This is a genomic window from Caballeronia choica (genome assembly GCF_001544535.1).
Lineage (GTDB): Bacteria > Pseudomonadota > Gammaproteobacteria > Burkholderiales > Burkholderiaceae > Caballeronia > Caballeronia choica.
In genome coordinates, this window is the sequence record NZ_FCON02000011.1 from 57006 (window position 1) to 82083 (window position 25078).

A 25078-nucleotide genomic window follows, 5' to 3' on the forward strand; every position below is an offset into this window, starting at 1 on the left:
CGGCGATTTCAAGATGTCGGAGGCGGCCGGCCGCGTGAGTCAGCGCGCCGCCCGTTCCAGCAGGCGCATCGGCCCGAGTTGCGCGACGGTGCGCATCTGCGCCTCGTCGCGCACGAAGAGCGACCCTGCGTAACCGAGCGCGTTGACCGCGACACCCTCGACGCTTTCCGCCGACCGCGGCACGAGCAGCAGCCAGTCGCGGGTGACGAGCAGGTTGTACGGCGCCGGCTGACGCCCCGCGTCGACGGGATGCAGGCCGGTGGCGTCGAGCAGGGCGCGGTATCGCTCCGATGCGCGTTGCGCGGCCGTCTCACGCGATCCCTCGATGCGCGCGAACGCATGGAGAAACGGCAGGCCCGGCACCGTGCCGATGCCGTCGTCGCGAAACCGCGCCGCGGCGAGAAGCGGTTCGATCGGCAATGAAGGACCAGGGCGCCCCAGCGGCAACGGCACGATCTGCAGATGCTTGTGCGGCTGGCTCGCACCGGCTTCAGGTCCGCCGTTATAGAAGCCGAGGCCGTCGAACTGGTCGAGGCAGACGAAGAGGGCGGCGAAGTCCGACAGCGTGATAAGCGCTTCCTGCGGCTCGAAATGCCGCGTGACGATCAGCAGATGCTGATCGATCACGTTGAACTTGTTGAGCAGGAGGATGTGGCTGTCGCCGATATCCGCGACCACGAGATCGGCATCGCAGGGCAGAAACGGATTCACGGGCGGCGCGGCCTCGCGCTTCTTGCGATCGGCTTCCTTGCGCACGACGCTCGACACCTGCCGCACGAGAAACGTTACGTTCGCGTCTTCGACCGTCGTCTGGGTCGTTTCGATTGGCCGCAGCGCGCCGCAAGCAAGCGCGTGCTGCGTCTGTCGGAGGATGGCGGGCCATAGCGAGCCGGGTTCGGGAAGGGGCGCTGTCATGCGTGATCTGCTCGTCGGTGGGCATCGAGGTTAGCACCGACGCATGATCGGTGCGCTTCAGCATTCTGCACGCAAATGCCAAAAAGACGCTCGCCTCGGCGCCCAAACGCCCATCCCTCGCGCCGCTTTCAACACCATTCGCGACGGATTTCCGCCACTTCGTCGCATGCTCCTCGAAAACCATCCGGTCGCCGCACAGAATGCCGCCATCGAGTCCGCTCGTCCTCTCAGGGAGAGCCAGCATGGCTGTCATCGTCGCCGTACATATCGCCGCCGCAAGCCTTTCTGTCATACTTGGAAGCACCGTGCTCATCGCCGAAAAAGGGACGACGCGCCACAAGTGGCTTGGCCGTCTCTGGGCCGCGGCGATGTTCGCCACGGCGCTCAGTTCGTTCGACATCCGGGAACTGAACCGGGGACATTTGTCGTGGGTGCACGGGCTTTCGCTGCTCACGTTGGTCAGTGTCGGACGAGCGATATGGGCGATCCGGCAAGGCAACGTCCGCGGTCACCGGCTTGCCATGCGCGGATCGTTCATCGGTCTCGTCGTGGCCGGTGCCACCGCCGTGGCGACGCCGCACCGCATGCTGAATATCCTCGTGACAGGGTGGATCGCATGACTCCTGGCAGCAACGTCAAATTCCACGACGCGTCCGCCGGATTGCCCATCCCGACGAAGCAACTGCTGGCCGAATATGCCCGCGAGACGGTGCTCGTCGTCATCGGCAATGCACTGATCGCGGCGGGGCTCACCTCGGTCGGCATCGGGAAAAGCCTCGGGGAAAACATCGTCTTCAGCGAGGCGATCGGACTGTCGATCATGCTGCTGCTCAACGTCGGCCGCTTTCGCCTTCAGCGCACGAATGCACTCACTGCGCCAAGGCTGGCGGTCGTGATGGTCAGCGCGATCATTGCCGGCGCTGCGCTCGGACGTCTGATCGCGAGCCTGCTGCTCGGCCTCGACATCGACAAGATGTTCGCGGCCAGAGAAATCGCCATGACCGGCTGGATCGCACTTGTCGCGACGCTGCTGCTCACGTGGTATGGCTGGTCGCGAGCCCGGATCGCCGGTCTAAGCGAGCAGGTGGCCCGCACAGCGTGGCTTCGGGAGTCCGCCGAAAAAACCGCGCTGCGTGCCCGCTTGCAGGCCTTGCAGGCGCAGATCGAACCGCATTTCCTGTTCAATACGCTCGCGACCCTGGACAGCCTCATCGTGTCCAATCCGCCTCGCGCACGTGAGCTGCTTCGGAGCCTCAACCGGTTTTTGCGGGCGACGCTGGAAGCGTCGAGAGCCGAAAGCGAGACACTCGCGGATCAGTTCGCGGTGCTGGATGCGATGCTTGCCGTACACGCGATGCGCCTCGGCCCGAGACTCACGTATTCGCTCGATCTGCCTGCCGATTGCGCGAACCTCGCCGTGCCGCCGATGCTGTTGCAACCGCTTGTCGAAAACGCGCTGAAGCATGGGATTCAGGCGGCGGTGGAAGGCGGCCGGGTCGAACTGAGGGCGAAGCGCGGCGAACGGCACGTCGAACTGATTATCACGGATACGGGCCCCGGTTTCGGCGCGACGCCGGCTACGCAGGGCACGGGCATCGGACTGGCGAACGTGAGGGACCGTCTCGCAGCACTCTATGGCGGGCGCGCTTCGCTGACGCTCCTCGAGAACGCGCCGCACGGAACGGTCGCGAGTGTTCTGCTTCCGGTGGACGTTGCCGATCGACCTGAAGGAGCGCGCAAGCCGTGAAGACCCGCCCGTCCGGCACAGCGGCACAGAATGACGGCGGCAAGCCGACCGCGCTGATCGCCGAGGACGAGCCGCCGATTGCGGCGGCGCTTCAGCGCGAGTTGGCGAAGGCCTGGCCCGCATTGCAGATTGTCGCGACCGTCGTCAACGGTCTCGATGCCATCGAGCGCATTAAAGCATTGCAACCGGACGTCGCGTTCCTCGACATCTCGATGCCGGGCGCGACCGGTCTCGATGTTGCACGCGCGTGCGCGAAGCTCGCGACGCCGCCGCAGATCGTATTCGTGACCGCCTACGACCAGTATGCGCTGGACGCCTTCGACGCCGCCGCCATCGACTATCTTCTGAAGCCCGTCGATCCGGCGCGGCTCGCGCGTACCGTCGACAGATTGCGCGAATTGCTCGCGCGCGCACACGTGCCGCCGGATGCGGCCGCCGATACGCACGTGCACGCGGATCTGCAACGTCTCCTCGGTCAACTGGAGCAGATCACGCGCAACGTGCAAACGGAGAACCGCTCGCAGGACACATCGCGGAGTGCGCCGTTACGCTACCTGCGCGCATCCAGCGGCAATGACATCAGGATCGTGCCGGTGGACGAGGTGTTGTACTTCGAGGCCGCCGACAAGTATGTTGTCGTCACAACCCGCACCGGCGAAGTGCTGATTCGCACGAGCCTCAAGGAACTGTGCGCGCAACTGGACCCGGCGCGCTTCTGGCAAGTGCACCGAGGCACGGTGGTGAATGTCGACCAGGTGGAAAGCGCATCCGTTAGCGCGTTGGGCAAAATGTCGCTCAAGTTGCGCGGCCATAGTGGCGTGGTGGCGGTGAGCAAACAGTACGCGCATTTGTTTCGTCAGATGTGAGGCGGCAACGTAGATGTGGAGGCGTCGAATTCAGCATGGGAACGCTGCCGGCTGGAGGAACGGCAATGCAAAGTCCGAATCGGGATGGGCTGCGACAAACGCCGCCATGCCTTGCGCCAATTCCTCTGGCGGCAGCCACGGATACCTCAGCGAGGCCTGCAATCCGCGCAGCTTCACGGAGCCCGGATCGCTGATCGCGTCCATGCGCTCGATCGCGATGTGCAATTGGACGACCCGGTCCATGCCGCCCGACGCGCGGCCCACGCGCCATCGATAGGTGCCTTTCCCGAGCCGCAGCGCGTCGTTGTCCTTTTGCCGCATTGTCACGAGCCACGGCATCGCGCAGACTCCGTTGCCATCCAGCTTCGGCGCGGCACATACATAGTAGGTCAGGCAACGATCAAAGCGATCGCCGAAGTCCGCGACCAGCGTCCTGGCGATCGCCGGTGCGCCGGTCACGCTGCGAGGAAAGTCGATATCGTCGGTCGCGATCGAAAAGGTCAGCTCGGCATCGGGCGCGAAGCATTCGGCGATCAGCTCGGGCCGGTTTTGGTCCTTTGCGCGCAGATAGCATTCAAGAAGCGACTGGACGGACGAAAGCGATGGAGGTGAGATCATGCTAAAAGCCTTAAGAGGAAGCGGTCATGGAGGGCGTGCGAGCCAGGTTAAGCTTTGCCGTATAATTAGCTTTCAAAGGTAAACGCATATCACCCCGGAGTGTAATCTCATGGCGAAGCAGCCCGAAGAATCGATCCTGACAATCACGAACCCTGCTTGCCTGGTCGATGGAACCGACACGGAGTTCCGCCATCTGATCAGCGGCTTGCTGCCGTTCGCGGCGCGACTGCTGTCCGTCCGCGACGGCTTCGGGTCGCTCATCGGCCTGACCGGCATCCAGTATTCGCTGCTCGTCTCGATCGCCCATCTCTCGCACGACGAAGCGGTCACGGTCAATCGGCTCGCCGATCATCTGCATCTGAGCGGCGCGTTCGTCACGATCGAAACCGGCAAGCTCAAGAAACTCGGCCTGATCGACAAGCGTTCCGATCCCGAAGACAAGCGCAAGATGCGGCTGACAGTGACCTCGGCCGCGTCGAAGCTGCTCCGGGAACTGGCGACAACGCAGCAGCGCATCAACAACGTGCTGTTCGAAGGCGTGACGAAGACCGAATTCAAGGCGCTTTGCTCGGTGGTTGACCGGCTGGTCGCCAACGGCGATCGCGCGACACTCGACCTGTCGCATTTGATCGCGCGCCAGGAAAAGCAATAGCCGGCATGGACCGGACCGCACGATCAGTGCGCGGCCCATTCGATGGTGCCGAGGTCGATGCCTTCGAGATGCATGTCCCACAGCGGGCTTAGCGCGCGCAACTTCGCCACGGTATCCTGAACCTGCCGGATCACCTCGTCGACTTCCGCTTCGGTAGTGAAGCGGCCGAGCGTGAAGCGAATCGAGCTGTGCGCCAGTTCGTCGCTGCGGCCGAGCGCGCGCAGCACGTACGACGGCTCCAGCGACGCCGACGTGCACGCCGAACCCGACGACACCGCGACGCCCTTGATGCCCATGATCAGGGATTCGCCTTCCACAAAATTGAAGCTGACGTTCAGGTTGTGCGGAATGCGGCGCGTCAGGTCGCCATTGACGTAAACCTCGTCGAGCTTCGTCAATCCCGCCAGCAGCCGGTCGCGTAACTCGCCGACCCGGCGGCTTTCCGCGTCCATCTCTTCCTTCGCAAGACGAAAGGCTTCGCCCATCCCGACGATCTGGTGCGTGGGCAGCGTCCCCGAGCGCATGCCGCGCTCATGCCCGCCACCATGCATTTGCGCTTCGATCCGAACGCGCGGCTTGCGGCGCACATACAAGGCGCCGATGCCCTTCGGCCCATAGACCTTGTGCGCCGTCACCGTGAGCAGATCGACGCCGAGCGCGTCGACATCGACGACGATCTTTCCCGCCGCCTGCACCGCGTCGCAATGAAACACGATGTCTTTCTCGCGGCATAGCGCGCCGATATCGGCGATCGGCTGTATTACGCCCGTCTCGTTGTTGACCATCATGACCGACACGAGGATCGTGTCGGCGCGCAATGCCGCTCGCACTGCATCGACGTCGAGCAACCCATCCTGCCCGACGTCCAGATACGTCACGTCGAACCCTTGCCGCTCCAGTTCGCGGCACGTGTCCAGCACTGCCTTGTGCTCGGTTTTCACCGTCACGATGTGGCGGCCCCGGCTCTTGTAGAAATTCGCCGCGCCCTTGATCGCGAGGTTGTTGCCTTCCGTCGCGCCGGAGGTCCAGACGATTTCGCGCGGGTCCGCGTGCAGCAGGTCGGCGACATGTCGGCGCGCCGCCTCCACGGCTGCTTCCGCATCCCAGCCGTAGCTGTGGCTGCGTGACGCGGCGTTGCCGAAGTTCTCGTACAGGAACGGCACCATCTTCTCGACCACTCGCGGATCGACCGGCGTCGTCGCGCTGTAGTCCATGTAGATGGGCCGTGAGGATGATTGGGATTGCATGGATCGTGCTCCAGAGGACGTGCCGTTCGCAGCGCGCGAAGGCCCGGGATAGACGGTGGGCGAAGTCTAGCGCGGACGGTGGTCGCGACCGGGCAACATCCATCTGCCCAGTAGGGTTGTCTTTCTTCCAAAGCTTTTTGACGATGGTAAACGATAGCTTGAATAGCTTTTCGAAGTTGCGTTTAATAATAGCTATGTAACAAAGCTAATAAACAACGCTTTGTTTGGTCTGTCAAACGAGCCGCCGGGGTGGCGGCTCGAAGCAAGGAGGACGAGATGGCACATAGCATTGTACGGCCGGGCGGCGAAGAGGACGTTCAGGACATGCAGCGTCAGTTCCGGGCGGCATTGTCGATGTTTGCGACGGGCGTGGCCGTGATCACGGCGCCACGACAGGAAGGGCCGCCGATCGGCATGACGGTCGCGTCATTCAATTCGGTCTCGCTCGATCCGCCCTTGATCCTGTTTTCAGTCGACAGGCGCAGCCTGAGCCTGGCCGACCTGCGCGTGGCCGGCAGCTACGCGGTCAACGTGCTCGAAGAGACCCAGCACGACATGTCGAATCGTTTCGCCAGGGCGAACGGCGACAAATGGGGATGGCGCGACGGCGCAGCGGACCCGTGCAGCGACCCGGTCCTGTTGCCCGACGCGCTCGCGACATTCGAATGCGAACCCTATGCGCAATACGACGGCGGCGATCACGTGATCTTCGTCGGCCGAGTCACCCGCCATCGAGCGCGTGCGCAGGGGCGCCCGCTCATCTTCTTCGGCGGCCGCTACCACACGCTCAACGGTGTTCACGCGCCGTCGGCCTGAATCCGCAGACGAACCTACTTCTGGAGAACATCATGATCAAGAATGGCACTCAACACATTGCGTCGCTGCGCGACGGACGTCAGGTCTATCTGAACGGGAAGGCAGTCGGCGATGTGACCTCGCATCCCGCGTTCCGCAACTCCATTCGCAGCTACGCGAGCCTGTATGACTTCCAGGCACGTCCGGAAAACGTCGAGAAGATGACCTTCGTGTCGCCCGACTCGGGAAACCGCGTGAGCCGGATCTGGGAATTGCCCACTTCCTATGACCAGCTGGTCGAGCGCCGCGCCGCGCTCGAAGCGTGGACGGAACTGCATTTCGGCTTCATGGGCCGCTCGCCGGATCACGTCGCATCGTGCATCTCGGGCATGTTCATGGGCATCGACCTGTTCGAGCAGTACGACCCGGCCCGTGCCGGCGCACTGCGCGATTACTACAAATATGCACGTGACAACGATCTCTTCCTGACCTACGTAATCGTCAATCCGCAAGCCAATCAGGCGAAGTCGGCACACGAGCAGGAGGACAAGTACCTCGCGGTCGGCATCGTCGACCAGGACGCGGAAGGCATCACGGTGCGCGGCGCGAAGATGCTGGCGACGAGCGGCATCATGGCGAACGAGGTGTTCTGCAGTTGCATCCAGCCGCTGCGCCCAGGCGACGAGATGTACGCGCTGTCGTTTGCGGTGCCGATGAATGCGAAGGGCATGAAGGTGATGTCCCGCAAATCGTACGAGGAGCATGCGCCCTCGGTATTCGACAACCCGCTGTCGAGCCGCTACGACGAGAACGATGCGGTGCTGTACTTCGATGACGTCAAGGTGCCGTGGGAACGGATCTTCGTTGCCGGCGACGTGGCGATGTGCGCGAAGCAGTTTCATGCGACTCCGGCGCACGTCTACCAGAACTATCAATGCCAGGTGCGCCTGATGACGAAGCTGCGCTTTCTCGTCGGCCTGGGTCTCAGGATCTCGGAAGTCAACGGCACCAACACCTTCCCGCAGGTGCGCGAGACGCTGGGCCAGCTTGCGTCCGAGGCGTCGATGGTCGAGGCGTACGTGTACGGCATGGAAGCAAAGGGAAGCATGGTCAACGGCTACTACGTGCCGGACCGCAACATGCTCTATAGCTCGCAGGTCCTCACGCAGCAGTTGTATTCGAAGATCCTCAATACGCTGCGCGAACTCGCGGGCGGCGGAATGATCATGCTGCCGTCGAGCGTGCACGATTTCGAAAACCCCGAGTTGCTGCGCATCATCGAGAAGACCCAGAAGTCGCCCGTCTGCAGCGCCGAGGAGCGCGTCAAGTTCTTCAAGCTCGCATGGGATGCGGTCGGCTCCGAATTCGCGTCGCGCCACAACCAGTACGAGTTGTTTTATGCCGGCGCGTCGTTCGTCACGAAGGGTCACGCGTACCGCAGCTACGACTGGCAGCGCGCCACGGGCCTCGTCGACAACCTGCTGTCGACCTATTCGCTCGGCGCGGAGCTGGCGCAGTCGCCGCGCGCCGCCTGACATTCATTCAACGCGTTTTCGCGATTCCCACAGCAACCATTTTGCATCGGGCCAGAGTAAGCGCTAGAGCGCCAACTCTGGCCGACAGGAGAAACATATGGCAATCAACAAACTTCACGACGAGTTTCATGGACTGGACATGGAGGAGGGCTGGCAGTTGCCGGAAGGCTACGACCCGGCCTCCGGCGCGCAGGAACTGATCCTGTCCGGTGCACTCGATACGGTCAACAAGCAAGGCAGCCGCACGCGCCTCTTGCGACTGCCGGCAGGCCTCTTCACGAAGAAGCCCTTCGTGCACGACTACTGGGAGGAAGTGTTTCTGGTCCAGGGCGACCTGACCGTCGGCAACGACGAGCACGGGCAGGGCGGCAGACCCTTCGAGGGCTACACCTATGCGGTGCGTCCGCCTGGCGCGTGGCACGGCCCGTTCAAGTCGAACGAGGGCTGCGTGCTGCTGGAAGTCCATTACTACGATCCGGCCTGAGCATGCCGCGCATCGCCAATCTCGCCGCGGAACCTGCGTATTCGTCGATCAACCGGCTGCTGCTGCGCAATCCGGCGATCGCCAACATGCTCGACCTGTGCGCGGTATCGATCCCGTGTCACGCACCGGAGGATGCAACCGTGGCGCTGATGTTGATGGGACGACACATGTTCGATCGCCGGTTGCTTGCGATCGGCATCGGTGTCGAGGCAGTGGTGCGTCGAAACAACTAACGTCGCGTTCGCCGCGTCCGCTTGATTCCGTTTTATTCCGATATTCGTGACGAAGGGGAGTTCCATGTTCAAGCATCTGGCGTGTTCCGCCATATCCGTCGCCGCCGCCATGGTGTGTGCCGCCGTTCCGGACGCTGCCAGCGCGTCCAACCTCAGCGACGGCACAGTGACGATCGGCGTGCTCACCGACATGTCGTCGATCTTCTCCGACATTGGCGGGAAAGGCTCGGTCGTCGCCGCGCAAATGGCCGTCGATGATTTCGGCGGCAAAGTGCTCGGCGCGCCGGTCAAGGTGATCAGCGCCGATCACCAGAACAAGACCGACGTGGCCGCAACCGTCGCGCGCGACTGGTTCGACAACCAGCATGTCGATATGGTCGAGGACATGCTGCCTTCTTCCGTCGCGCTGGCGGTGTCGAATGTCGCGAAGGAAAAGCACCGGATCGCGATCGCGAGCGGCGCGGGCACGACCAAGCTCAGCAACGAGGCGTGCTCGCCCTACACGATCCAGTACTCGTACGACACCTATGCGTTGACGACGAGCCTCGTCAAGGCGATGGCTCGCGCTGGCGACAACTCGTGGTACTTCCTGACCGTCGACTATGCGCTCGGCGCGTCGCTGGAGAAGGATTCGGTGGCGGCGCTCAACGCGGCTGGCGGCAAGGTGGCCGGTGAGTCCAAACACCCGATGAACGCGTCGGACCTGTCCTCGTATCTTTTGCAGGCACAGGCGTCGCACGCAAAGGTGATCGGCCTTGCCAACGCGGGCGCCGACACGGTGAACGCGATCAAGACCGCGCGCGAATTCGGCATCACGGCGCCGGGCAAGCAAAAGATCGCCGGCCTGCAGATGTTCATCAGCGACGTCCACAGCCTCGGCCTGCAGTCCGCCCAGGGAATGATGCTGACGACGCCGTTCTACTGGGATCGCGATGACGAGAGCCGCGCGTGGTCCCAACGCTTCTACGCGAAGACCGGCCGCATGCCGACCTTCGTACAGGCGGGCGTGTACTCGTCGACGCTTCATTACCTCAAGGCCGTTCAGGCGAGCGGCACCGATGCCTCCGACGCCGTGCTCGCGCAGATGCGCAAGACGCCCGTCAACGATTTCTTCGCGAAGAACGGGACGATCCGCAGCGACGGCCTGATGGTTCACGACATGTATATCGCCGAGGTGAAGAGCCCGCAGCAATCGAAGAAGCCGTGGGATTACTACACGATCAAGCAGACCATTCCCGCGCAGGAGGCGTTCGCGCCGCTCAGCGCAAGCCATTGCGCGCTGGTCGCCGCGAAGTGACGGAATAGCTGAATAACCGAATAACCGCGGACGAGAGCGGCGCTGTCGCGAACCCGTCCGCCAACAGGAGCATCCGATGAAAGCAATCACGTTCGATATCGCGGGCCGCAACGGCTGGTGCGAACGCACGATCGCGATCCACACGCTCGTCATCGCGGGCTGGACCGGCCGCGATACGGTCGCGATGGAGAAGCACATCCGCGAACTGGAGGAGCTCGGCGTGAAGCGGCCGGCCTATACGCCGGTCTTCTACCGCGTCGCGGCGGACCGGCTCAGCGTCGCACCGACGATGCAGGTGACGGGCGAGGAGAGCAGCGGCGAGGTGGAATTCGTACTGGTGAAGGACGGCGGCGAAACGTATGTCGGCATCGCGTCCGATCACACGGATCGCCAGGTCGAGACCTACGGCATCACCGTGTCGAAACAGATGTGCGACAAGCCGTGCTCGAACACGCTGTGGCGCCTGAGCGACGTGGCCGGTCACTGGGACGAACTGCTGTTGCGCTCGTACGCGACCATCGATGGCGAGCGCGTGCTCTACCAGGAAGGCAAGGTGACGGCGATGCGCGCACCGCAGGACCTGCTCGACCAGTTCGCGCAACGCGGCGGCCGGTTCGTCGACGGGACCGCGATGCTGTGCGGCACGCTCGCGGCGATCGGCGGGATTCGCCCGGCGGAGCGCTTCGAGTTCGTGCTCGAAGACCCGGTGCTGGGCCGGACGCTGCGCCATGCATATTCAATCGAGACGCTGCCGGTGGCGGGCTGACTCGGCAAGGAGAGTAGCGATGGCGGATGCAGACCTGATTCTGGAGACGAGACGTCTCACCAAGCAGTTCAACGGCTTCACCGCGGTCAATGGCGTCGACTTGCGCGTTCGGCGCGGCACGATCCACGCGCTGATCGGGCCGAACGGCGCCGGGAAGACCACATGCTTCAACCTGTTGACCAAGTTCCTGACGCCGAGTTCGGGGCAGATTTTCTTCGACGGTCACGAAATCACGCGTGCGGCGCCCGCATCGATCGCCCGCCGCGGGGTGGTTCGATCGTTCCAGATTTCCGCCGTCTTCCCGCATTTGAGCCTGGTCGAGAACGTGTCGATCGGATTGCAGCGGGCGCTCGGCGTGTCGTTCCGCTTCTGGACGAGCAGCGCCGCGCTGGGTCGCCTTCGGGAGCGCGCGCTCGCGCTGCTCGACGAGGTGGGCCTCGCCGCCCATGCCGACCTCAAGACCGCCGAGTTGTCCTACGGCCACAAGCGCGCGCTGGAAATCGCCACGACGCTGGCAATGGACCCGGTGCTGATGCTGCTCGATGAGCCGACGCAAGGGATGGGACACGAGGACGTCGATCGGGTCACGGCGCTCATCAAGAAGGTGTCGGCCGGCCGGACGATCCTGATGGTCGAGCACAACATGAAGATCATCTCGAGCATCTCGGACACGATCACCGTTCTGCAGCGCGGTGAGATCCTGGCTGAAGGCGCCTACGAGACGGTCTCCGCCGATCCGCGGGTCAAGGAAGCCTACATGGGGACTGAAGATGGATCGCTTGAACATTGAACGGCTGGACGGCGCGGCCGTGGCAAAGGAAAGCGCGGCAGGCGCTGACGCGTTGAGCGTCACCGGGCTGCACGCGTGGTACGGGGAATCGCACATCCTGCACGGCGTCGATCTGCGCGCGGCGCGCGGCGAGGTGGTGACACTGCTTGGCCGCAACGGGTCAGGGCGCAGCACGACCCTCAAGGCGATCATGGGGCTGACCGGCACGCGGCGCGGCTCGATCCGCGTCGACGGCCGCGAGACCATCGGCATGCCGCCGCAAGGCATCGCCCGGTTGGGCACCGGCTACTGCCCGGAGGAGCGCGGCATCTTCGCGGGATTGTCCTGCGAAGAGAACCTGCTGCTGCCGCCGCTCGTGCGGGGAGCGACGATCACGCCCATGCCGCTCAGCGAGATCTACGAGATGTTTCCGAACCTTGCCGAGCGCCGCGCAAGCCAGGGCACGCGTCTGTCCGGCGGCGAGCAGCAGATGCTGGCGATCGCGCGGATTCTCCGCACCGGCGCGAACCTGCTGCTGCTCGACGAAATCTCGGAGGGCCTCGCGCCGGTGATCGTGCAAATGCTCGCGCGCGTCATTGCGAAGCTCAAATCGCGCGGCTACACGATCCTCCTGGTCGAGCAGAACTTCCGGTTCGCGGCGCCGCTCGCCGATCGCTTTTACGTCATGGAGCACGGCGCGATCGTGGAAAGCTTCGATGCCGCGCGTCTCGGCGAAAAGATGCACACGCTCCAGTCCCTGCTCAACGTCTGAATGTCTGAACGGAACCATCGTCATGGAACTCCTGGGAATACCGCTCGCGGCAATGTCGAGCCAACTCGTCCTCGGCCTGATGAACGGCTGCTTCTACGCCGTGCTGAGCCTCGGCCTCTCGGTCATCTTCGGCTTGCTCAATGTCATCAACTTCACGCATGGCGCGTTCTTCATGCTCGGCGCGCTCTTCGCATGGATGGGCACGACCTATCTCGGTCTCGGCTACTGGCCGATGCTGATCTGCGCGCCCGTCGCGGCGGGCGTGCTCGGGATGCTCGTCGAGCGCACGATGCTGCGCCGGATCTACGCGCTCGATCCGCTGTACGGGCTGCTGCTCACGCTCGGCGTGACACTGATCATCGAAGGCATATCGCGCTCTGCGTATGGCGCGTCGGGCATGTCGTATGCCGCGCCTGAAGGGCTGATGCGTCCCGTGGACCTCGGCTTCATGATGCTGCCCGGCTATCGCGCGTGGGTGGTGGCAGCGTCGCTCGCTGTGTGCGCCGGCGCGTGGTGGGCGATCGAATGCACGAAGCTCGGCGCACTGCTGCGCGCGGCCACCGAGAACCCGCGGCTCGTGGCGGCATTCGGCGTCAACGTGCCGGGCATGGTCACGCTGACCTACGGGCTCGGCGTGGCCATCGCGGCCCTGGCCGGCGTGCTGGCGGCGCCCGTCGTGCAGGTCTCGCCGCTGATGGGGCAGAGCGTCATCATCACCGTGTTCGCGATCGTCGTGATCGGCGGAATGGGTTCGATCGCCGGTTCCGTGCTCACGAGTCTGGGCCTCGGCGTAATCGAAAGCCTGACGAAGATGTTCTATCCGGAAGCGTCGGCGACGGTCGTGTTCGTCGTGATGGCGCTCGTCCTGCTCGTGCGTCCCGCCGGGCTGTTTGGTCAAGTCAAGTGAGGTGGATGATGGGTAATCGCACTGCAGGCGTTGTCGTGTTGGCCGCTCTGGCCGTGGCTCCCTGGCTCGGAGCGTATCCGGTGTTCCTGATGAAGCTGATGTGCTTCGCGCTGTTCGCTTGCTCGCTGAATCTGCTGCTCGGCTACGTCGGCCTGTTGTCGTTCGGCCATGCTGCGTTCTTCGGCGGCGCCGCGTATGTCGCGGGCAGCGCGCTGCGCGACCACGGTGTCTCGCCCGAACTTGCGCTGCTGCTCGGCACGGGCGTGGGCGCGGCGCTCGGGTTCGTGTTCGGACTGGTCGCGATTCGCCGCAAGGGCATCTACTTTGCGATGGTGACGCTCGCGCTCGCGCAAATGATCTACTTCTTCTGCGTGCAGGCGCCATTCACGGGCGGCGAGGACGGCCTGCAGGGCGTGGGTCGCGGGCGGCTGTTCGGTGCGATTTCGCTCGACGACGACCTGACGCTCTACTTCGTCGTGCTCGCGATCTCGGCTGCGGCATTCGTCTTCATCGGGCGCGTCGTCGATTCGCCGTTCGGCAAGATCCTGACCGCGCTGAAGGAAAACGAGGCGCGCACGATTTCCCTCGGCTACGACGTCGATCGTTTCAAGCTGCTCGCGTTCGTGATTTCGGCGGCGCTCGCGGGCCTCGCGGGCGCGATGAAGACGCTCGTGCTCGGCTTCGCGACGCTGTCCGACGTGCACTGGACGATGTCGGGCGCCGTGATCCTGATGACGCTGCTTGGCGGACTCGGCACGCGGCTCGGGCCGGTCGTGGGCGCGGTGATTGTCGTCGGGCTGGAGACCAAGCTCGCCGCGTTCGGCACATGGCTCGCGGAGCTGACGCATATCGCGTGGTTTCAGGGCCTCGGCGAATCGGCCAGCATCGTCACCGGCGTGATGTTCGTCGTCTGCGTGCTGTTGTTCCGGCGCGGCATAGTCGGCGAAGGCGCCCGGTGGCTGGCGCGTCGCGAGGATGCACGGGGGGGGGGGCGTTCGGGCGGCTCGTGCAGCGGGGGTGAAGTCGGGCGTCGCTTCCTGCGCTAGCAATCATCGTTCCACGGTCCGGCAGATGGCCAAGGTCGAGGAACCGCACCCGATCACACCGACGTGACAGTTATCCACCGTTTCTGTTGAAAGACTTGTGGATAACCCGCGCGGGATGAGACCAAGCGGCTGAATGAAAAGATAATTTTGCGCGTGACTCGCCTGGCGACGGCGGGATGGCCGGATGCGCCTCCCGCCAGACCTCAGCCCGAAGCCGCGATCCGCTGCTCGATCCTGCCCAGCCTCACGACCGTCACGCCGGGTCGCAATTGCCTGAGCGACGGCATGACGAGCATGCAGTCGTCATAGGGCGTGACGACCGGTTCGCCATCGGACCAGCCGATCACGCTGCCCGCCTTGTCGAAGACTTCGAGGCCCGTATATGCCCCGGCGAACCTGAAATCCATGCTGCGGGCAACGACCGGCTCAGTCACGCGCACCACGAGCATTTCATCGGGCACCGGAGCGAACCAGTCTTGCGGCAAATCGCTCGAATCGACCACGCCCGACAACGCCAGAAACCGCGCGGTGACATTCCGAGCGACGCCGACAGCGCTCGCTTCCCAGTGCTGCCCGCATTCGATGAGCAGCGCGTTCTTCGGGCTCGCCGGATCGCCGAAACCCTCGTAATCGCGCATGCGGCGGCCTTCCGGATGGCCTTCGTCGCAGATGACCGTCGCGGGCGTGCCGAGCCTCGCCGACAGTTCGATGCCCTTCGCAAGCGGTCCCGCGACGATCAGCGGCGCGCTCTTCTCGTGCATCGAATGGAGGTCGAGCAGCAGGTCGACCGTATCGATCACGGGGCGCATCGCGCGCGCGCGTTCGAGTTCGCTCGAGACACGCGACGTGTCGTCGAGGGTCTTCGCGGTCCACACGCGGTTGAAGTCCTGATCGACGAAGCGCGCGGCATCGGGCTTCGATGCATCGAAGCTTCGATAAGCCGCGACGTTCGCGAACGCCAGCGTGAGGCGTCCGCGTCGCGGGCGCAGCTTCGCGCGCAAAAGCGCATCGACGACGATGGCTCCGCACACTTCATTGCCATGCGTGAGCGCGTTGATCATCACGTGCGGGCCGGCCACGCCGGAGTCGAACGTATGCACGTAGGCAATGCCCGAATCGCTGTGCTCGTGAGCGGAGATGTCGGGAAACGTGAGTTCGATCGGATAGGCTTGCGTGCTCATTCGAGTCCCCCTTGGCAGAGATACTTGATCGACAGGTAATCGTCGAGGCCGTACTTCGATCCTTCGCGTCCGTAGCCCGATTCCTTCACGCCGCCGAACGGCGCCGCCTCGCTGGAGATCGCCCCCTCGTTGATGCCGACGATGCCCGCTTCGAGCGCACGCGCCACGCGGTCGATGCGGCGCACGTCGTTGCTATAGAAGTACGAGGCAAGGCCGAACGGTGTGTCGTTGGCGGCGTGGATCGCTTCGGCTTCGTCGTCGAAGCGAAAGAGCGGCACCACCGGCCCGAAGGTTTCCTCGCAACTCAATTGCATCGCGCTCGTCGCATCGGCGAGCACGGTCGGCGCGTAGTAGTTCGGCCCGACCGATGTCAGGCGCTTGCCGCCCGTCAGCACGCGCGCGCCTTTGTGCACGGCATCGTCGACGTGGCGCGCGATCTTGTCGATCGCGCGGGCGTTGATCATCGGGCCGATCTGCGCGTCGGGGTCGGTCGCGGGCGCGACCTTCAGCGCGGCGACACGCCTGGCAAGCAGGTCGCCGAACTTCTCGTACACGCCCGACTGCACGTACACGCGATTCGGGCACACGCAGGTCTGCCCGCCGTTGCGAAACTTCGAGACGAGCAGGCCCGCGACGGCGGCGTCGAGATCGGCGTCGTCGAACACGATGAAGGGCGCGTTACCGCCGAGTTCCAGCGAGAGCTTCTTGAGCGTGTCCGCCGATTCGCGCGCGAGATACTTGCCGACCGGCGTCGAGCCGGTGAACGTGATCTTGCGCACGCGCCCATCATGCAGCCAGTCCGCGACGGCGGGAATCGCGTTCTCGCGCGACGCCGAAATCAGGTTGAGCACGCCGGGCGGCACGCCCGCTTCATGCGCGAGCAGCACGAGCGCGAGCGCGGTGAGCGGCGTGTCCTCGGCCGGCTTGCCGACCACCGTGCAGCCCGCCGCGAGCGCGGGCGCGATCTTGCGCGCGATCATCGCGAGCGGGAAATTCCACGGCGTGATCGCCGCGACGATGCCGACGGGCTCCTTGATCGCGCTCATGCGCTTGCCGCGCTGCTGCTGCGGAATGATGTCGCCGTAGATGCGCGTCGCTTCGTCGGCGAACCACGCGACATACGACGCGCCGTACAGCACCTCGCCGCGTCCTTCGGCGAACGGCTTGCCCTGTTCGAGCGAGACGAGCCGACCGAGCGCGTCGGCGTTTTCGAGCATCAGTGCGTGCCAGCGATGCAGCACGGCGGCCCGCTCGCTCGGCAGCGCGTCGCGCCATGCGGGGAACGCGCGCGCGGCGGCGTCGGTCGCGGCGCGCGCGTCGGCCGCGCCGCTATCGGCGACATCGGCGATCACTTCGCCCGTCGCCGGGTTCGTCACGCCGAAGCGCTTGCCGCTGACGGCAGCGACCCACTTGCCGTCGATGAAATTGTCCGGGCGGATCAGGTCGCTCAATTCAAACTTGCGTGTCATGGTGCGAACTCCTTGATTCAGGCGAGCCGTTCTGCAACGGCCTTGCCGACTTCCGTCGTATTGGCCTTGCCGCCGAGATCGCCCGTATGCGGGCCTTCCTTCAACACCGCTTCGATCGCGGCGAGGATCGCGTCGTGCGCGTCGTGCTCCACGCCTTCGCCGTTGCCGAGGAAGTCGAGCATCATGCCCGCCGACCAGATCATCGCGATCGGATTGGCGATGTTCTTGCCCGCGATGTCGGGCGCGGAGCCGTGCACCGGCTCGAACAGCGACGGGAACGTGCGCTCGGGATTCAGGTTGCCCGAAGGCGCGATGCCGATCGTGCCCGTACACGCAGGGCCGAGGTCCGAGAGGATGTCGCCGAAGAGGTTGGTCGCCACCACCACGTCGAAGCGGTCCGGGTGCAGCACGAAGCGCGCGCAGAGGATGTCGATGTGCTGCTTGTCCCAGGTCACGTCGGGATAGAGCGCAGCCACTTCGGCGGCGCGCGCGTCCCACCACGGCATGCTGATCGAGATGCCGTTGCTCTTCGTCGCGACCGTGACCTTCTTCTCGCGACGCTCGGCGAGACCGAACGCGAACTTGAGCACGCGCTCCGAGCCCTTCCTCGTGAAGATCGATTGCTGCATCACGAGTTCGCGCTCGGTGCCTTCGAACATCGTGCCGCCGACCGCTGAATACTCGCCCTCGGTGTTCTCGCGCACGATCATCATGTCGATGTCGCCGGCCTTGCGGCCCGCGAGCGGGGAGGGCACGCCGTCGAACAGACGCGCGGGGCGCAGGTTGATGTACTGGTCGAATTCGCGGCGGAACTTGAGCAGCGACCCCCACAGCGAGATGTGATCGGGCGCGATGGCCGGCCAGCCGACCGCGCCGAACAGGATCGCGTCGGCGCCCTGGAGTTGCGCCTTCCAGTCGTCGGGCATCATCTGGCCGTGCTTCGCGTAGTAGTCGCAACTTGCCCATTCGATATGCTGGTATTCCAGCGCGATGCCGAAGCGCCTGCTCACGGCGTCGAGCGCGCGCAGGCCTTCGGGCATGACTTCACGGCCGATGCCGTCTCCGGGAATGACAGCGATTCGATATGCCTTCGTCATGCGAGTCTCCTGTTCGGGTTTTCAATGACGACCAGTGTATTCCTGGTGGATCGCCATAAAATTTGGCTTTTGGTTAAGCCACTGTGCACGAATCGTGAAGAAAGCGCCGAACCCAAGCCCTTGGGCGAGCGTGACTTCGCGCGCTGCCCGCTTAAAGCGGGCGCCTCACGGATGGTGCTGTGAAAAGAGTGTTTCGAGCGGATAGTGCGACTTCACGAACGGCGACTTGATGATCACATAGCTGAAGTACTTCTCGATGCCGATATCGCGTTCGAGCAGCCCTTCGATGATGCTCTGGTAGTGGCTCACACTGCGCGTCACGAACTTGAGCAGGTAATCGTAGCCGCCGCTCGCGAGATGGCACTCCACGATCTCGTCGATATCCCTGATCGCGTTGACGAACTTGATGAAGTCTTCGCGGCGATGATCGGCGAGCGTCACTTCGGTGAAGACGATCTGCACGTCGCCGAGTTTTTCGAGCGCGATCTGCGCACCGTAGCCGACGATATAGCCCGCTTTCTCCAGACGCTTGACGCGGATCAGGCAAGGGCTCGGCGACAGACCGACCGCATCAGCAAGCTCGACGTTGGTGATGCGGCCTTTCTTCTGCAACTGCGAAAGGATCCGCAGATCGATACGGTCAAGCTTGCAGTCGTTGCTCATTATGGTGGTGTCGCCCGGGCATCTCGAAATTGTCCGTCGATCTTATCACGCGCTATTTCTCATGCCGCCGCGCGCGGCGCCTCTTTGCCGGAGGCCTTGAGCGCGGCGCTCACGTCCGGTTGCGCGAGCACATCGTCGAGGGTCTTTTCGAGGCGCTCGAACATCATGTCGAACTCGCTTTCCGTATAGCAGAGCGCGGGCGCGAAGCCGAGGATGTTGTCGTTGAACGCGCGGAACACCAGGCGGTTTTCATACGCCGCCGCGGCGATCCGTTCCGACAGCTTGAGCGCCGGATCGAACCCCTGTTTGCTCGTCTTGTCCGACACGAGTTCGAGCGCGCCCAGCAGCCCGCGATGCCGCGAATCGCCGACCAGCGGATGCGCGAGCAGCGCATCGAGCCCTTGCGCGAAGCGCGGCGCACGCGCGACGCCGTTCGCGAGCAGTCCGCCCTCGTGGTAAAGCCGCAAGACTTCGAGGCCGATCGCCGCGCTCACCGGATGCGCGGAATACGTGTGTCCGTGGCCGATGGCCGCCGCCGCGTCGCCGCCATCGGCGATGCCCTGGTAGAGCGCGTCGGACATCAGCACCGCGCCCATCGGCGCGTAACCGGCCGTCAGACCCTTGGCGACCGTCATCAGGTCCGGTTCCACGCCTTCGCCGGCGCACGCGAACAGCGGGCCGGTGCGCCCGAAACCGGTGATGACTTCATCGGCGACGAACAGGATGTCGAGCTTGCGGCACGCCTCGCGCATCGCTTTCAGCCAGCCCACGGGCGGCACGATCACGCCGCCCGAGCCCTGGATCGGCTCGCAGAAGAACGCCGCGACGTTCCCGGCGCCAAGCGCCGCGACCTTTGCTTCGAGCGCGGCGACCGAGGCGGCGATCAACGCGTCGTCGTCGGCGAACGCATTGCGGTAAGCATACGGCGACGCGATGTGATGCTGGTTCGGCAGCGGCAAATCGAAGTTGCGATGGAACGCGGGTAACGCGGTCAGTCCCGCCCCGATCGACGACGACCCGTGATAGCCGCGCTCCAGCGCGATGATGTGCTTCTTCGACGGCCGGCCAGTCGCGTTGAAGTAGTGCGTGATGAAGCGCAGCGCGGAATCGACCGCGTCCGAGCCGCCGAGCGTGAAGTACACATGCTGCAACGAAGCCGGCGACAGTTCGACGAGCTTCGCCGCCAGTTCGATCGCGGGCTCCGAGCCGAAGTGGAAGTAGCCGGTGGCGTAGGGCAGGCGCGTCATCTGGTCGGCCGCGGCCTTGACGATGCTCTCGTGCCCGTAGCCCGTGTTCACGCACCAGAGGCCGGAGAACGCATCGAGCAGTTCGTTGCCGTCGATGTCGCGCAGGAACACGCCGTGCGCGGAATCGAGGACGGTGACGCCGCGCGCTTCGTGGGCGCGGTAGCTGACTACCGGGTGGATCAGGTGCTTGCGGTCGGCTTCGATGAGCGCTTGATTCGGCATGTTGGTTCTCGTCTCGGTATGGGCTGTTGACCGTTCCATACTACTGAGGGAACCCGTATCGCCGTGCCGCCAAAAAAATGCTTAAAGAGCGTGGATGCCGCGTTTTGCGATGCACCCGCAGCATTTTCTGCTGCGAGCGCTTCAACGCGCTTCAATAGCCGCGGCTTCGGTCGATTTGACCGAGCATCGGCTGGCCCGCGCGATGACGGCGGATATTGTCGAGCACGACATCGACGGCGGTGTCGGGCCGGGTCGCGCTCGCGATGTGCGGCGTGATGCGCACGCGCGGATGCGTCCACAGCGGATGCGACGCGGGCAGCGGTTCGGGATCGGTGACATCGAGGATCGCGTTCCGCAGCCGCCCGCTTGCGAGCGCCGCCAGCAGATCGTCCTGATTCAGTTGCGGCCCGCGCCCGACATTCACGATCGACGCGCCTTCGGGCAGCGCGGCAAAGAGCTTCGCGTCGAGCAAGCCGCGCGTCGCCTCGGTGAGCGGCAGCAGGCAGATGAGCACGTCGGTGCGGGCGAGGAACGCACCGAGTGTCTCGTTGCCCGCATAACAATCGATGCCATCGAGCGTGCGCGGCGAGCGGCTCCATCCGGCGCACGGAAAGCCGAAAAGCCGCAGCCGTTCGAGCACGGCCGTGCCCAGCACGCCGAGCCCGAGCACGCCGACCCGCCGCGACGCCGCCGCGCGCACCGGCATCTCGTGCCACTCGCGCTGTTGCTGGCGCAGCGCGTAGTCGAACAGATCGCGATGAATCGTGAGCACCGCCTGCGTCACATACTCGACCATGCCCTCGACGATGCCCGGCTCGATCATCCGCACGACCGGCACGTGCGCCGGCACGCCGGACAGGTCGAATTGGTCGATGCCCGCACCCACCGAAAACACCACTTCGAGATTCGGCAGCGTGCGCGCCGGGTCCTCGGGCGGTTGCCACGCGGCGAGATAGCGGATCGCGGCGGCGTCGCCGAGGTCGGGCCACAGGCGGAATTCGAGTTCCGGCGCCTTTTGCGCGAAGAGCCGCGCCCATTGTTCGCCGCGCGCGGGATCGGCTTTATAGAGGAATGTCATCGTGTCAGCAGACCGCCTGGTTGATGATGCCGAACTGCTTCAGTTCGCGATCGGCGGTGAGGGTGCCGCTGCGCGCCATCTTCACGACCGTGTCGACGCGGGCGAGCCCGAGGCCCGCGAGCCAGTCGGAAAGACCGCTGTCGCCCGGGGTGTCGATGCGCACGAACACGCCCGCGTTCAGCGCGAGCCAGTGGCTGATGAGCGCCTTCGCACGGCTCGAAGCGTCGGAGTCGGGCGCGACGACCGGGCCGATTGCATACCCGCGCCCGAAGCGCCGGAACAGCGCGAAGCCGAGCAGTTCGCCGTCGCGATCGAGCGCGATGCCGCTCGCGACATCGAGCAGCGCCGGCAGCAAGTCGCTGCGGTCCAGCCCGCTCGCGCGCGATGCCAGTTCGATCAGGCGCGGCGCGTCGTTGGAACCGAGCGGGCGCAGGCGCTCGCCCGGCGGCAGCGAAACCAGCGGCGGCTGGAACGCGGCGCCCTGATGCTGGTTGAGCGTGCCGATCTCGCGAAAGCCGAGCTTTTCATAGAGCGGCTTGCCGGCGGGCGTCGCGTGAAGGAGCGTCGTGCGCTCGCCGAGTTCCGCGAGCAGCAGTTCCATCAGCCTGCGCCCTATGCCGCGCCCCTGCTGCCCGGGCGACACGATCACCATGCCGAGCGACGCCGTATCGCTTCCATACTTCCAGCAGAGCGCCGTGCCGATCACGCCGTTCTCGTCCTCGGCGACGAAGCCCTTGCCCGCATCGGCGACGAAACGCCAGTCGTCCGCGCGATGCGGCCAGTTGAGCTCGCTCGACAGCGCGTGCGCGGCGCCGATGTCGTCGAGGGTGAACGGCCTGTATGAAGGCGCTGGTTGCTCCGCTTGTTTCACTTTCGGGTCGGACACGCCGGCCTCCTTTGGCTAAAGACTCACCCGTCACTCTCGCATTGCACTGCAACGCTGACTAGGACGATCTTTCTATCGCGCCGCCGTTCGCCGTGCATCCGGCAGATCGATGCAAAACGCGCAGTCGGCGAGCCGTTTTCGCGCGCGATCTGCTGAATCGCCCTTTTTGTCGGCGATATCTGCGGCGTGGGAGGCATACGATTTCAGGCATCGCAAGCACGCAACGAGGAACCCAGGCAATGGACAGTTTCGATCCGGCAAAGATCGCCGTACGCAGCGGACACTTCATCGGCGGCGAATATGTCGACGAGGGCGCGAGGCGCATCGATGTCGCGCGGCCGTCGGATGGCGTCGTCTATGCGTCGGTGCCGCTCGCCGATGCCGAAATGATCGACCGCGCCGTGGACAACGCATGGACCGCGTTTCGCACGAGCGGCTGGGCGCGCATGGCGCCGCGCGAGCGTGCGCGCATCCTGCGGCGTCTCGCGGACCTCGTCGCCGCCGATGTCGAGACGCTCGCGCCGCTCGAAGCGCTCGGCTCGACGCGCCCGGTGCGCGACGCCGCCGCGTGGGACGTCCCGTACACCGCCGAAGGCATCCGCTTCTACGCGGAGTTCGCCGACAAGCTCGGCGGCGAAGTGATGGCGACCGATCACGATCATCTCGGCATGACGATTGCCGAGCCATACGGCGTGATCGCCGCGATCGCACCGTGGAATTTCCCGCTCGTGATGGCGTCCTGGAAGATCGCGCCGGCGCTCGCGGCGGGCAACGCGGTGGTGCTGAAGCCCTCGGAAATGACGCCGTTTTCCGTGCTGCGCCTGGCCGAACTCGCCATCGCGGCGGGCGTGCCGAAGGGCATCTTCAACGTCGTGCAGGGCGACGGCCGCACGACCGGCGACGCCCTCGTGCGCCATCCGAAAATCGGCAAGGTGACGTTCACCGGCTCGACCCGCACGGGCGCCGCCATCATGGCCGCGTGCGCCGAGACCGGCACCAAGCCGGTGACGCTCGAACTGGGCGGCAAGAGCCCGCAACTCGTCTTCGCCGATGCCTCGCGTCTCGACGATGTCGCGCGCCGCATCGCCGGCGCGATCGCGGGCAATGCGGGGCAGGTGTGCAACGCGGGCTCGCGGCTGCTCGTCGAGCGGTCGGTCGCGGACGATCTCGCGGCGCGCATCCAGCGTGTGTTTGCCGAACTGAAGCCGGGCGCGACCTGGGCGCCGGGCACGACGCTGCCGCCGATCATCTCCGAGCCGCAGGCGGCGCGCATCGAGGCGATCGTCGAGCGCACGGTCGCCGCCGGCGCAAGCCTGCGCTATGGCGGCGCGCGCGCCGACGGCGGCACGCGCGGCGCCTTCTACACGCCGACGATCCTCACCAACGTCACGCCGCGATCCGAAGCCGTGCGCGAGGAGGTCTTCGGCCCGGTGCTCACGCTGCAAACCTTCGACAGCGAAGAAGAAGCGCTCGAACTCGCGCAGCATCCCGACTACGGCCTCGCGGCCGGCGTGCACACGGCGGACCTCGGCCGGGCGCTCAGGCTCGTGCGCGGCATCGAGGCGGGCACGGTATGGGTCAACCACTACGGACGAACCAGCGATTTCATGATTCCGACGGGCGGCTACAAGCGCTCGGGGATCGGCAAGGACCTCGGCCGGCAGGCTTACGAGGCGAATCTGCGCTTCAAGAGCGTGCTGATCGACATGCGGCCGTAAGGCGCTTCAAGGCGACCGCAGAGTCTGCTGTAGAGGCCCCTCAAAACGCTCGGATTGTGTTTTTGAACGCCCCGAATCAGCGACACCCCCGCTTTTTGCGCTGTTTAAATCTTCCACAGGAATGCGCTTTCCTGTTTTCGCCACTGAACTCCCGACGAGTTCACAACAACGATAGGACATCACCATGATCGATTTCGAGCCGAAGTACATCACGTTCGACTGCTACGGCACGCTCACGAAGTTCCGCATGGCCGACATGGCGCGCGAGCTGTACGGCGACCGCCTGCAAGGCGCGGAGCTGGAGAAGTTCGTCGCGTTCTTCGCGGGCTATCGCCGCGACGAAGTGCTCGGCGCATGGAAGCCGTATCGCGACGTGGTCGTGAATTCGGTGCGCCGCGCCTGCAAGCGCATGGGCGTGGAGTTCAACGAAGCCGAAGCCGAGAAGTTCTACACCGCCGTGCCGACCTGGGGCCCGCATCCCGACGTGCCGGAAGGCCTTTCGCGGCTCGCGAAGAAGTACAAGCTCGTGATTCTGTCGAATGCGTCGAACGACCAGATCCAGAGCAACGTCGACAAGCTCGGCGCGCCGTTCCACAAGGTCTTCACCGCGCAGCAGGCGCAGTCGTACAAGCCGCGCATGCAGGGCTTCGAGTACATGTTCGACCAGTTGAACTGCAATCCCGAGGACGTGCTGCATGTGTCGTCGAGCCTGCGCTACGACCTGATGACCGCGCACGACATGGGCATCAAGCACAAGGCGTTCGTCAAGCGCGGCCACGAGCCTTCGACGCCTTACTACGAGTACTACGAAGTCGACGATATCGGCGGCGTCGCCACGCTGCTCGGACTGTAAGCCACTCAACGCCAA

26 protein-coding genes are annotated in these 25078 nt (G+C 64.7%); 16 read left to right on the forward strand and 10 right to left on the reverse strand.

The features are described from left to right. Positions 1-39: 39 nt before the first annotated feature. Positions 40-915: an ATP adenylyltransferase family protein gene (locus AWB68_RS07385; RefSeq protein ID WP_087643692.1), complete on the reverse strand. Its 876-nt coding sequence runs from the start codon at positions 913-915 to the stop codon at positions 40-42. Between the two features lie 242 nt (positions 916-1157). Between AWB68_RS07385 and AWB68_RS07390 the strand changes: the two genes are divergently transcribed. From AWB68_RS07390 to AWB68_RS07400, 3 genes are read left to right on the forward strand one after another with little or no spacing between them, the layout of a single operon-like run. Then, positions 1158-1535 carry a DUF2306 domain-containing protein gene (locus AWB68_RS07390; protein WP_160109982.1) on the forward strand — a complete coding sequence of 126 codons (378 nt, stop codon included), beginning with the start codon at positions 1158-1160 and terminating at the stop codon, positions 1533-1535. Then, a complete protein-coding gene (locus tag AWB68_RS07395) occupies positions 1532-2662 on the forward strand; it encodes a sensor histidine kinase (RefSeq protein WP_160109983.1) in 1131 nt (376 codons plus the stop codon). The genes AWB68_RS07390 and AWB68_RS07395 overlap by 4 nt, the downstream gene beginning before the upstream one ends. Beyond that, the gene (locus tag AWB68_RS07400) at positions 2659-3528 is read left to right on the forward strand and encodes a LytR/AlgR family response regulator transcription factor (protein ID WP_235028246.1); all 870 of its coding nucleotides are present in this window, start codon (positions 2659-2661) and stop codon (positions 3526-3528) included. Before AWB68_RS07395 ends, AWB68_RS07400 begins: the two co-directional genes overlap by 4 nt. A 30-nt stretch (positions 3529-3558) precedes the next feature. On the opposite strand, the gene AWB68_RS07405 is transcribed toward AWB68_RS07400, so the two are convergent. Beyond that, positions 3559-4146: a nuclear transport factor 2 family protein gene (locus AWB68_RS07405; RefSeq protein ID WP_087643695.1), complete on the reverse strand. Its 588-nt coding sequence runs from the start codon at positions 4144-4146 to the stop codon at positions 3559-3561. A gap of 109 nt (positions 4147-4255) precedes the next feature. Between AWB68_RS07405 and AWB68_RS07410 the strand changes: the two genes are divergently transcribed. Next, positions 4256-4798: a MarR family winged helix-turn-helix transcriptional regulator gene (locus tag AWB68_RS07410; RefSeq protein WP_087643696.1), complete on the forward strand. Its 543-nt coding sequence runs from the start codon at positions 4256-4258 to the stop codon at positions 4796-4798. A 23-nt stretch (positions 4799-4821) separates the two neighbouring features. Here the strand turns inward: AWB68_RS07410 and AWB68_RS07415 are convergent, their stop codons facing one another. Further along, entirely contained in the window at positions 4822-6045 is a 1224-nt protein-coding gene (locus AWB68_RS07415) for an IscS subfamily cysteine desulfurase (protein WP_087643697.1), read from the reverse strand. A gap of 276 nt (positions 6046-6321) precedes the next feature. Between AWB68_RS07415 and AWB68_RS07420 the strand changes: the two genes are divergently transcribed. The 10 genes from AWB68_RS07420 (at position 6322) to AWB68_RS07465 (ending at position 14649) form a co-directional block, all read left to right on the forward strand. Beyond that, positions 6322-6861: a flavin reductase family protein gene (locus AWB68_RS07420; RefSeq protein ID WP_087643698.1), complete on the forward strand. Its 540-nt coding sequence runs from the start codon at positions 6322-6324 to the stop codon at positions 6859-6861. A gap of 32 nt (positions 6862-6893) precedes the next feature. Beyond that, positions 6894-8375: a 4-hydroxyphenylacetate 3-hydroxylase family protein gene (locus AWB68_RS07425; RefSeq protein WP_087643699.1), complete on the forward strand. Its 1482-nt coding sequence runs from the start codon at positions 6894-6896 to the stop codon at positions 8373-8375. Positions 8376-8472: 97 nt separating this feature from the next. Next, a complete protein-coding gene (locus AWB68_RS07430) occupies positions 8473-8859 on the forward strand; it encodes a cupin domain-containing protein (protein WP_087643700.1) in 387 nt (128 codons plus the stop codon). Between the two features lie 2 nt (positions 8860-8861). Next, positions 8862-9092, forward strand: coding sequence for a hypothetical protein (locus AWB68_RS07435; RefSeq protein ID WP_200828650.1), 231 nt, complete (start codon positions 8862-8864; stop codon positions 9090-9092). Positions 9093-9156: 64 nt separating this feature from the next. Then, the gene (locus AWB68_RS07440; protein WP_087643701.1) at positions 9157-10389 is read left to right on the forward strand and encodes an ABC transporter substrate-binding protein; all 1233 of its coding nucleotides are present in this window, start codon (positions 9157-9159) and stop codon (positions 10387-10389) included. 76 nt (positions 10390-10465) lie between these two features. Next, complete coding sequence (locus AWB68_RS07445) at positions 10466-11155, forward strand: DUF2848 domain-containing protein (RefSeq protein WP_087643702.1); 690 nt, start codon at positions 10466-10468, stop codon at positions 11153-11155. A 19-nt stretch (positions 11156-11174) separates the two neighbouring features. Continuing rightward, the gene (locus AWB68_RS07450) at positions 11175-11945 is read left to right on the forward strand and encodes an ABC transporter ATP-binding protein (RefSeq protein ID WP_087643703.1); all 771 of its coding nucleotides are present in this window, start codon (positions 11175-11177) and stop codon (positions 11943-11945) included. Continuing rightward, positions 11926-12696 (forward strand): ABC transporter ATP-binding protein, encoded by a 771-nt coding sequence (locus AWB68_RS07455; protein WP_087643704.1) that lies wholly within the window; start codon positions 11926-11928, stop codon positions 12694-12696. The genes AWB68_RS07450 and AWB68_RS07455 overlap by 20 nt, the downstream gene beginning before the upstream one ends. 22 nt (positions 12697-12718) lie before the next feature. Then, positions 12719-13603 (forward strand): branched-chain amino acid ABC transporter permease, encoded by an 885-nt coding sequence (locus AWB68_RS07460; protein WP_087643705.1) that lies wholly within the window; start codon positions 12719-12721, stop codon positions 13601-13603. Positions 13604-13611: 8 nt separating this feature from the next. After that, positions 13612-14649 (forward strand): branched-chain amino acid ABC transporter permease, encoded by a 1038-nt coding sequence (locus AWB68_RS07465; RefSeq protein ID WP_087643706.1) that lies wholly within the window; start codon positions 13612-13614, stop codon positions 14647-14649. 203 nt (positions 14650-14852) lie between these two features. On the opposite strand, the gene AWB68_RS07470 is transcribed toward AWB68_RS07465, so the two are convergent. The 7 genes from AWB68_RS07470 to AWB68_RS07500 all read right to left on the reverse strand — a co-directional run bounded on the left by AWB68_RS07470 (position 14853) and on the right by AWB68_RS07500 (position 22492). Then, positions 14853-15830: a M14 family metallopeptidase gene (locus AWB68_RS07470; protein WP_087643707.1), complete on the reverse strand. Its 978-nt coding sequence runs from the start codon at positions 15828-15830 to the stop codon at positions 14853-14855. After that, on the reverse strand, positions 15827-17299 hold the full coding sequence (locus AWB68_RS07475) for an NAD-dependent succinate-semialdehyde dehydrogenase (RefSeq protein ID WP_087643708.1): 1473 nt from the start codon (positions 17297-17299) through the stop codon (positions 15827-15829). The genes AWB68_RS07470 and AWB68_RS07475 overlap by 4 nt, the downstream gene beginning before the upstream one ends. Before the next feature lie 17 nt (positions 17300-17316). After that, complete coding sequence (locus tag AWB68_RS07480; RefSeq protein WP_087643709.1) at positions 17317-18396, reverse strand: tartrate dehydrogenase; 1080 nt, start codon at positions 18394-18396, stop codon at positions 17317-17319. A gap of 165 nt (positions 18397-18561) precedes the next feature. Further along, the gene (locus AWB68_RS07485; RefSeq protein WP_087643710.1) at positions 18562-19059 is read right to left on the reverse strand and encodes an Lrp/AsnC family transcriptional regulator; all 498 of its coding nucleotides are present in this window, start codon (positions 19057-19059) and stop codon (positions 18562-18564) included. A 59-nt stretch (positions 19060-19118) separates the two neighbouring features. Continuing rightward, positions 19119-20528, reverse strand: a complete 1410-nt coding sequence (locus tag AWB68_RS07490; protein ID WP_087643711.1) for an aspartate aminotransferase family protein — start codon at positions 20526-20528, stop codon at positions 19119-19121. A 151-nt stretch (positions 20529-20679) separates the two neighbouring features. After that, positions 20680-21606: a 2-hydroxyacid dehydrogenase gene (locus AWB68_RS07495; RefSeq protein ID WP_087643712.1), complete on the reverse strand. Its 927-nt coding sequence runs from the start codon at positions 21604-21606 to the stop codon at positions 20680-20682. Between the two features lie 4 nt (positions 21607-21610). Continuing rightward, the gene (locus AWB68_RS07500; protein WP_087643713.1) at positions 21611-22492 is read right to left on the reverse strand and encodes a GNAT family N-acetyltransferase; all 882 of its coding nucleotides are present in this window, start codon (positions 22490-22492) and stop codon (positions 21611-21613) included. 239 nt (positions 22493-22731) lie between these two features. Here AWB68_RS07500 and AWB68_RS07505 point away from each other — a divergent pair, with 239 nt between their 5' ends. Together AWB68_RS07505 and AWB68_RS07510 are read left to right on the forward strand one after the other, a co-directional pair. Then, complete coding sequence (locus AWB68_RS07505) at positions 22732-24210, forward strand: aldehyde dehydrogenase family protein (protein ID WP_087643714.1); 1479 nt, start codon at positions 22732-22734, stop codon at positions 24208-24210. Positions 24211-24394: 184 nt separating this feature from the next. Then, complete coding sequence (locus AWB68_RS07510; protein WP_087643715.1) at positions 24395-25063, forward strand: haloacid dehalogenase type II; 669 nt, start codon at positions 24395-24397, stop codon at positions 25061-25063. Positions 25064-25078 lie beyond the last annotated feature (15 nt).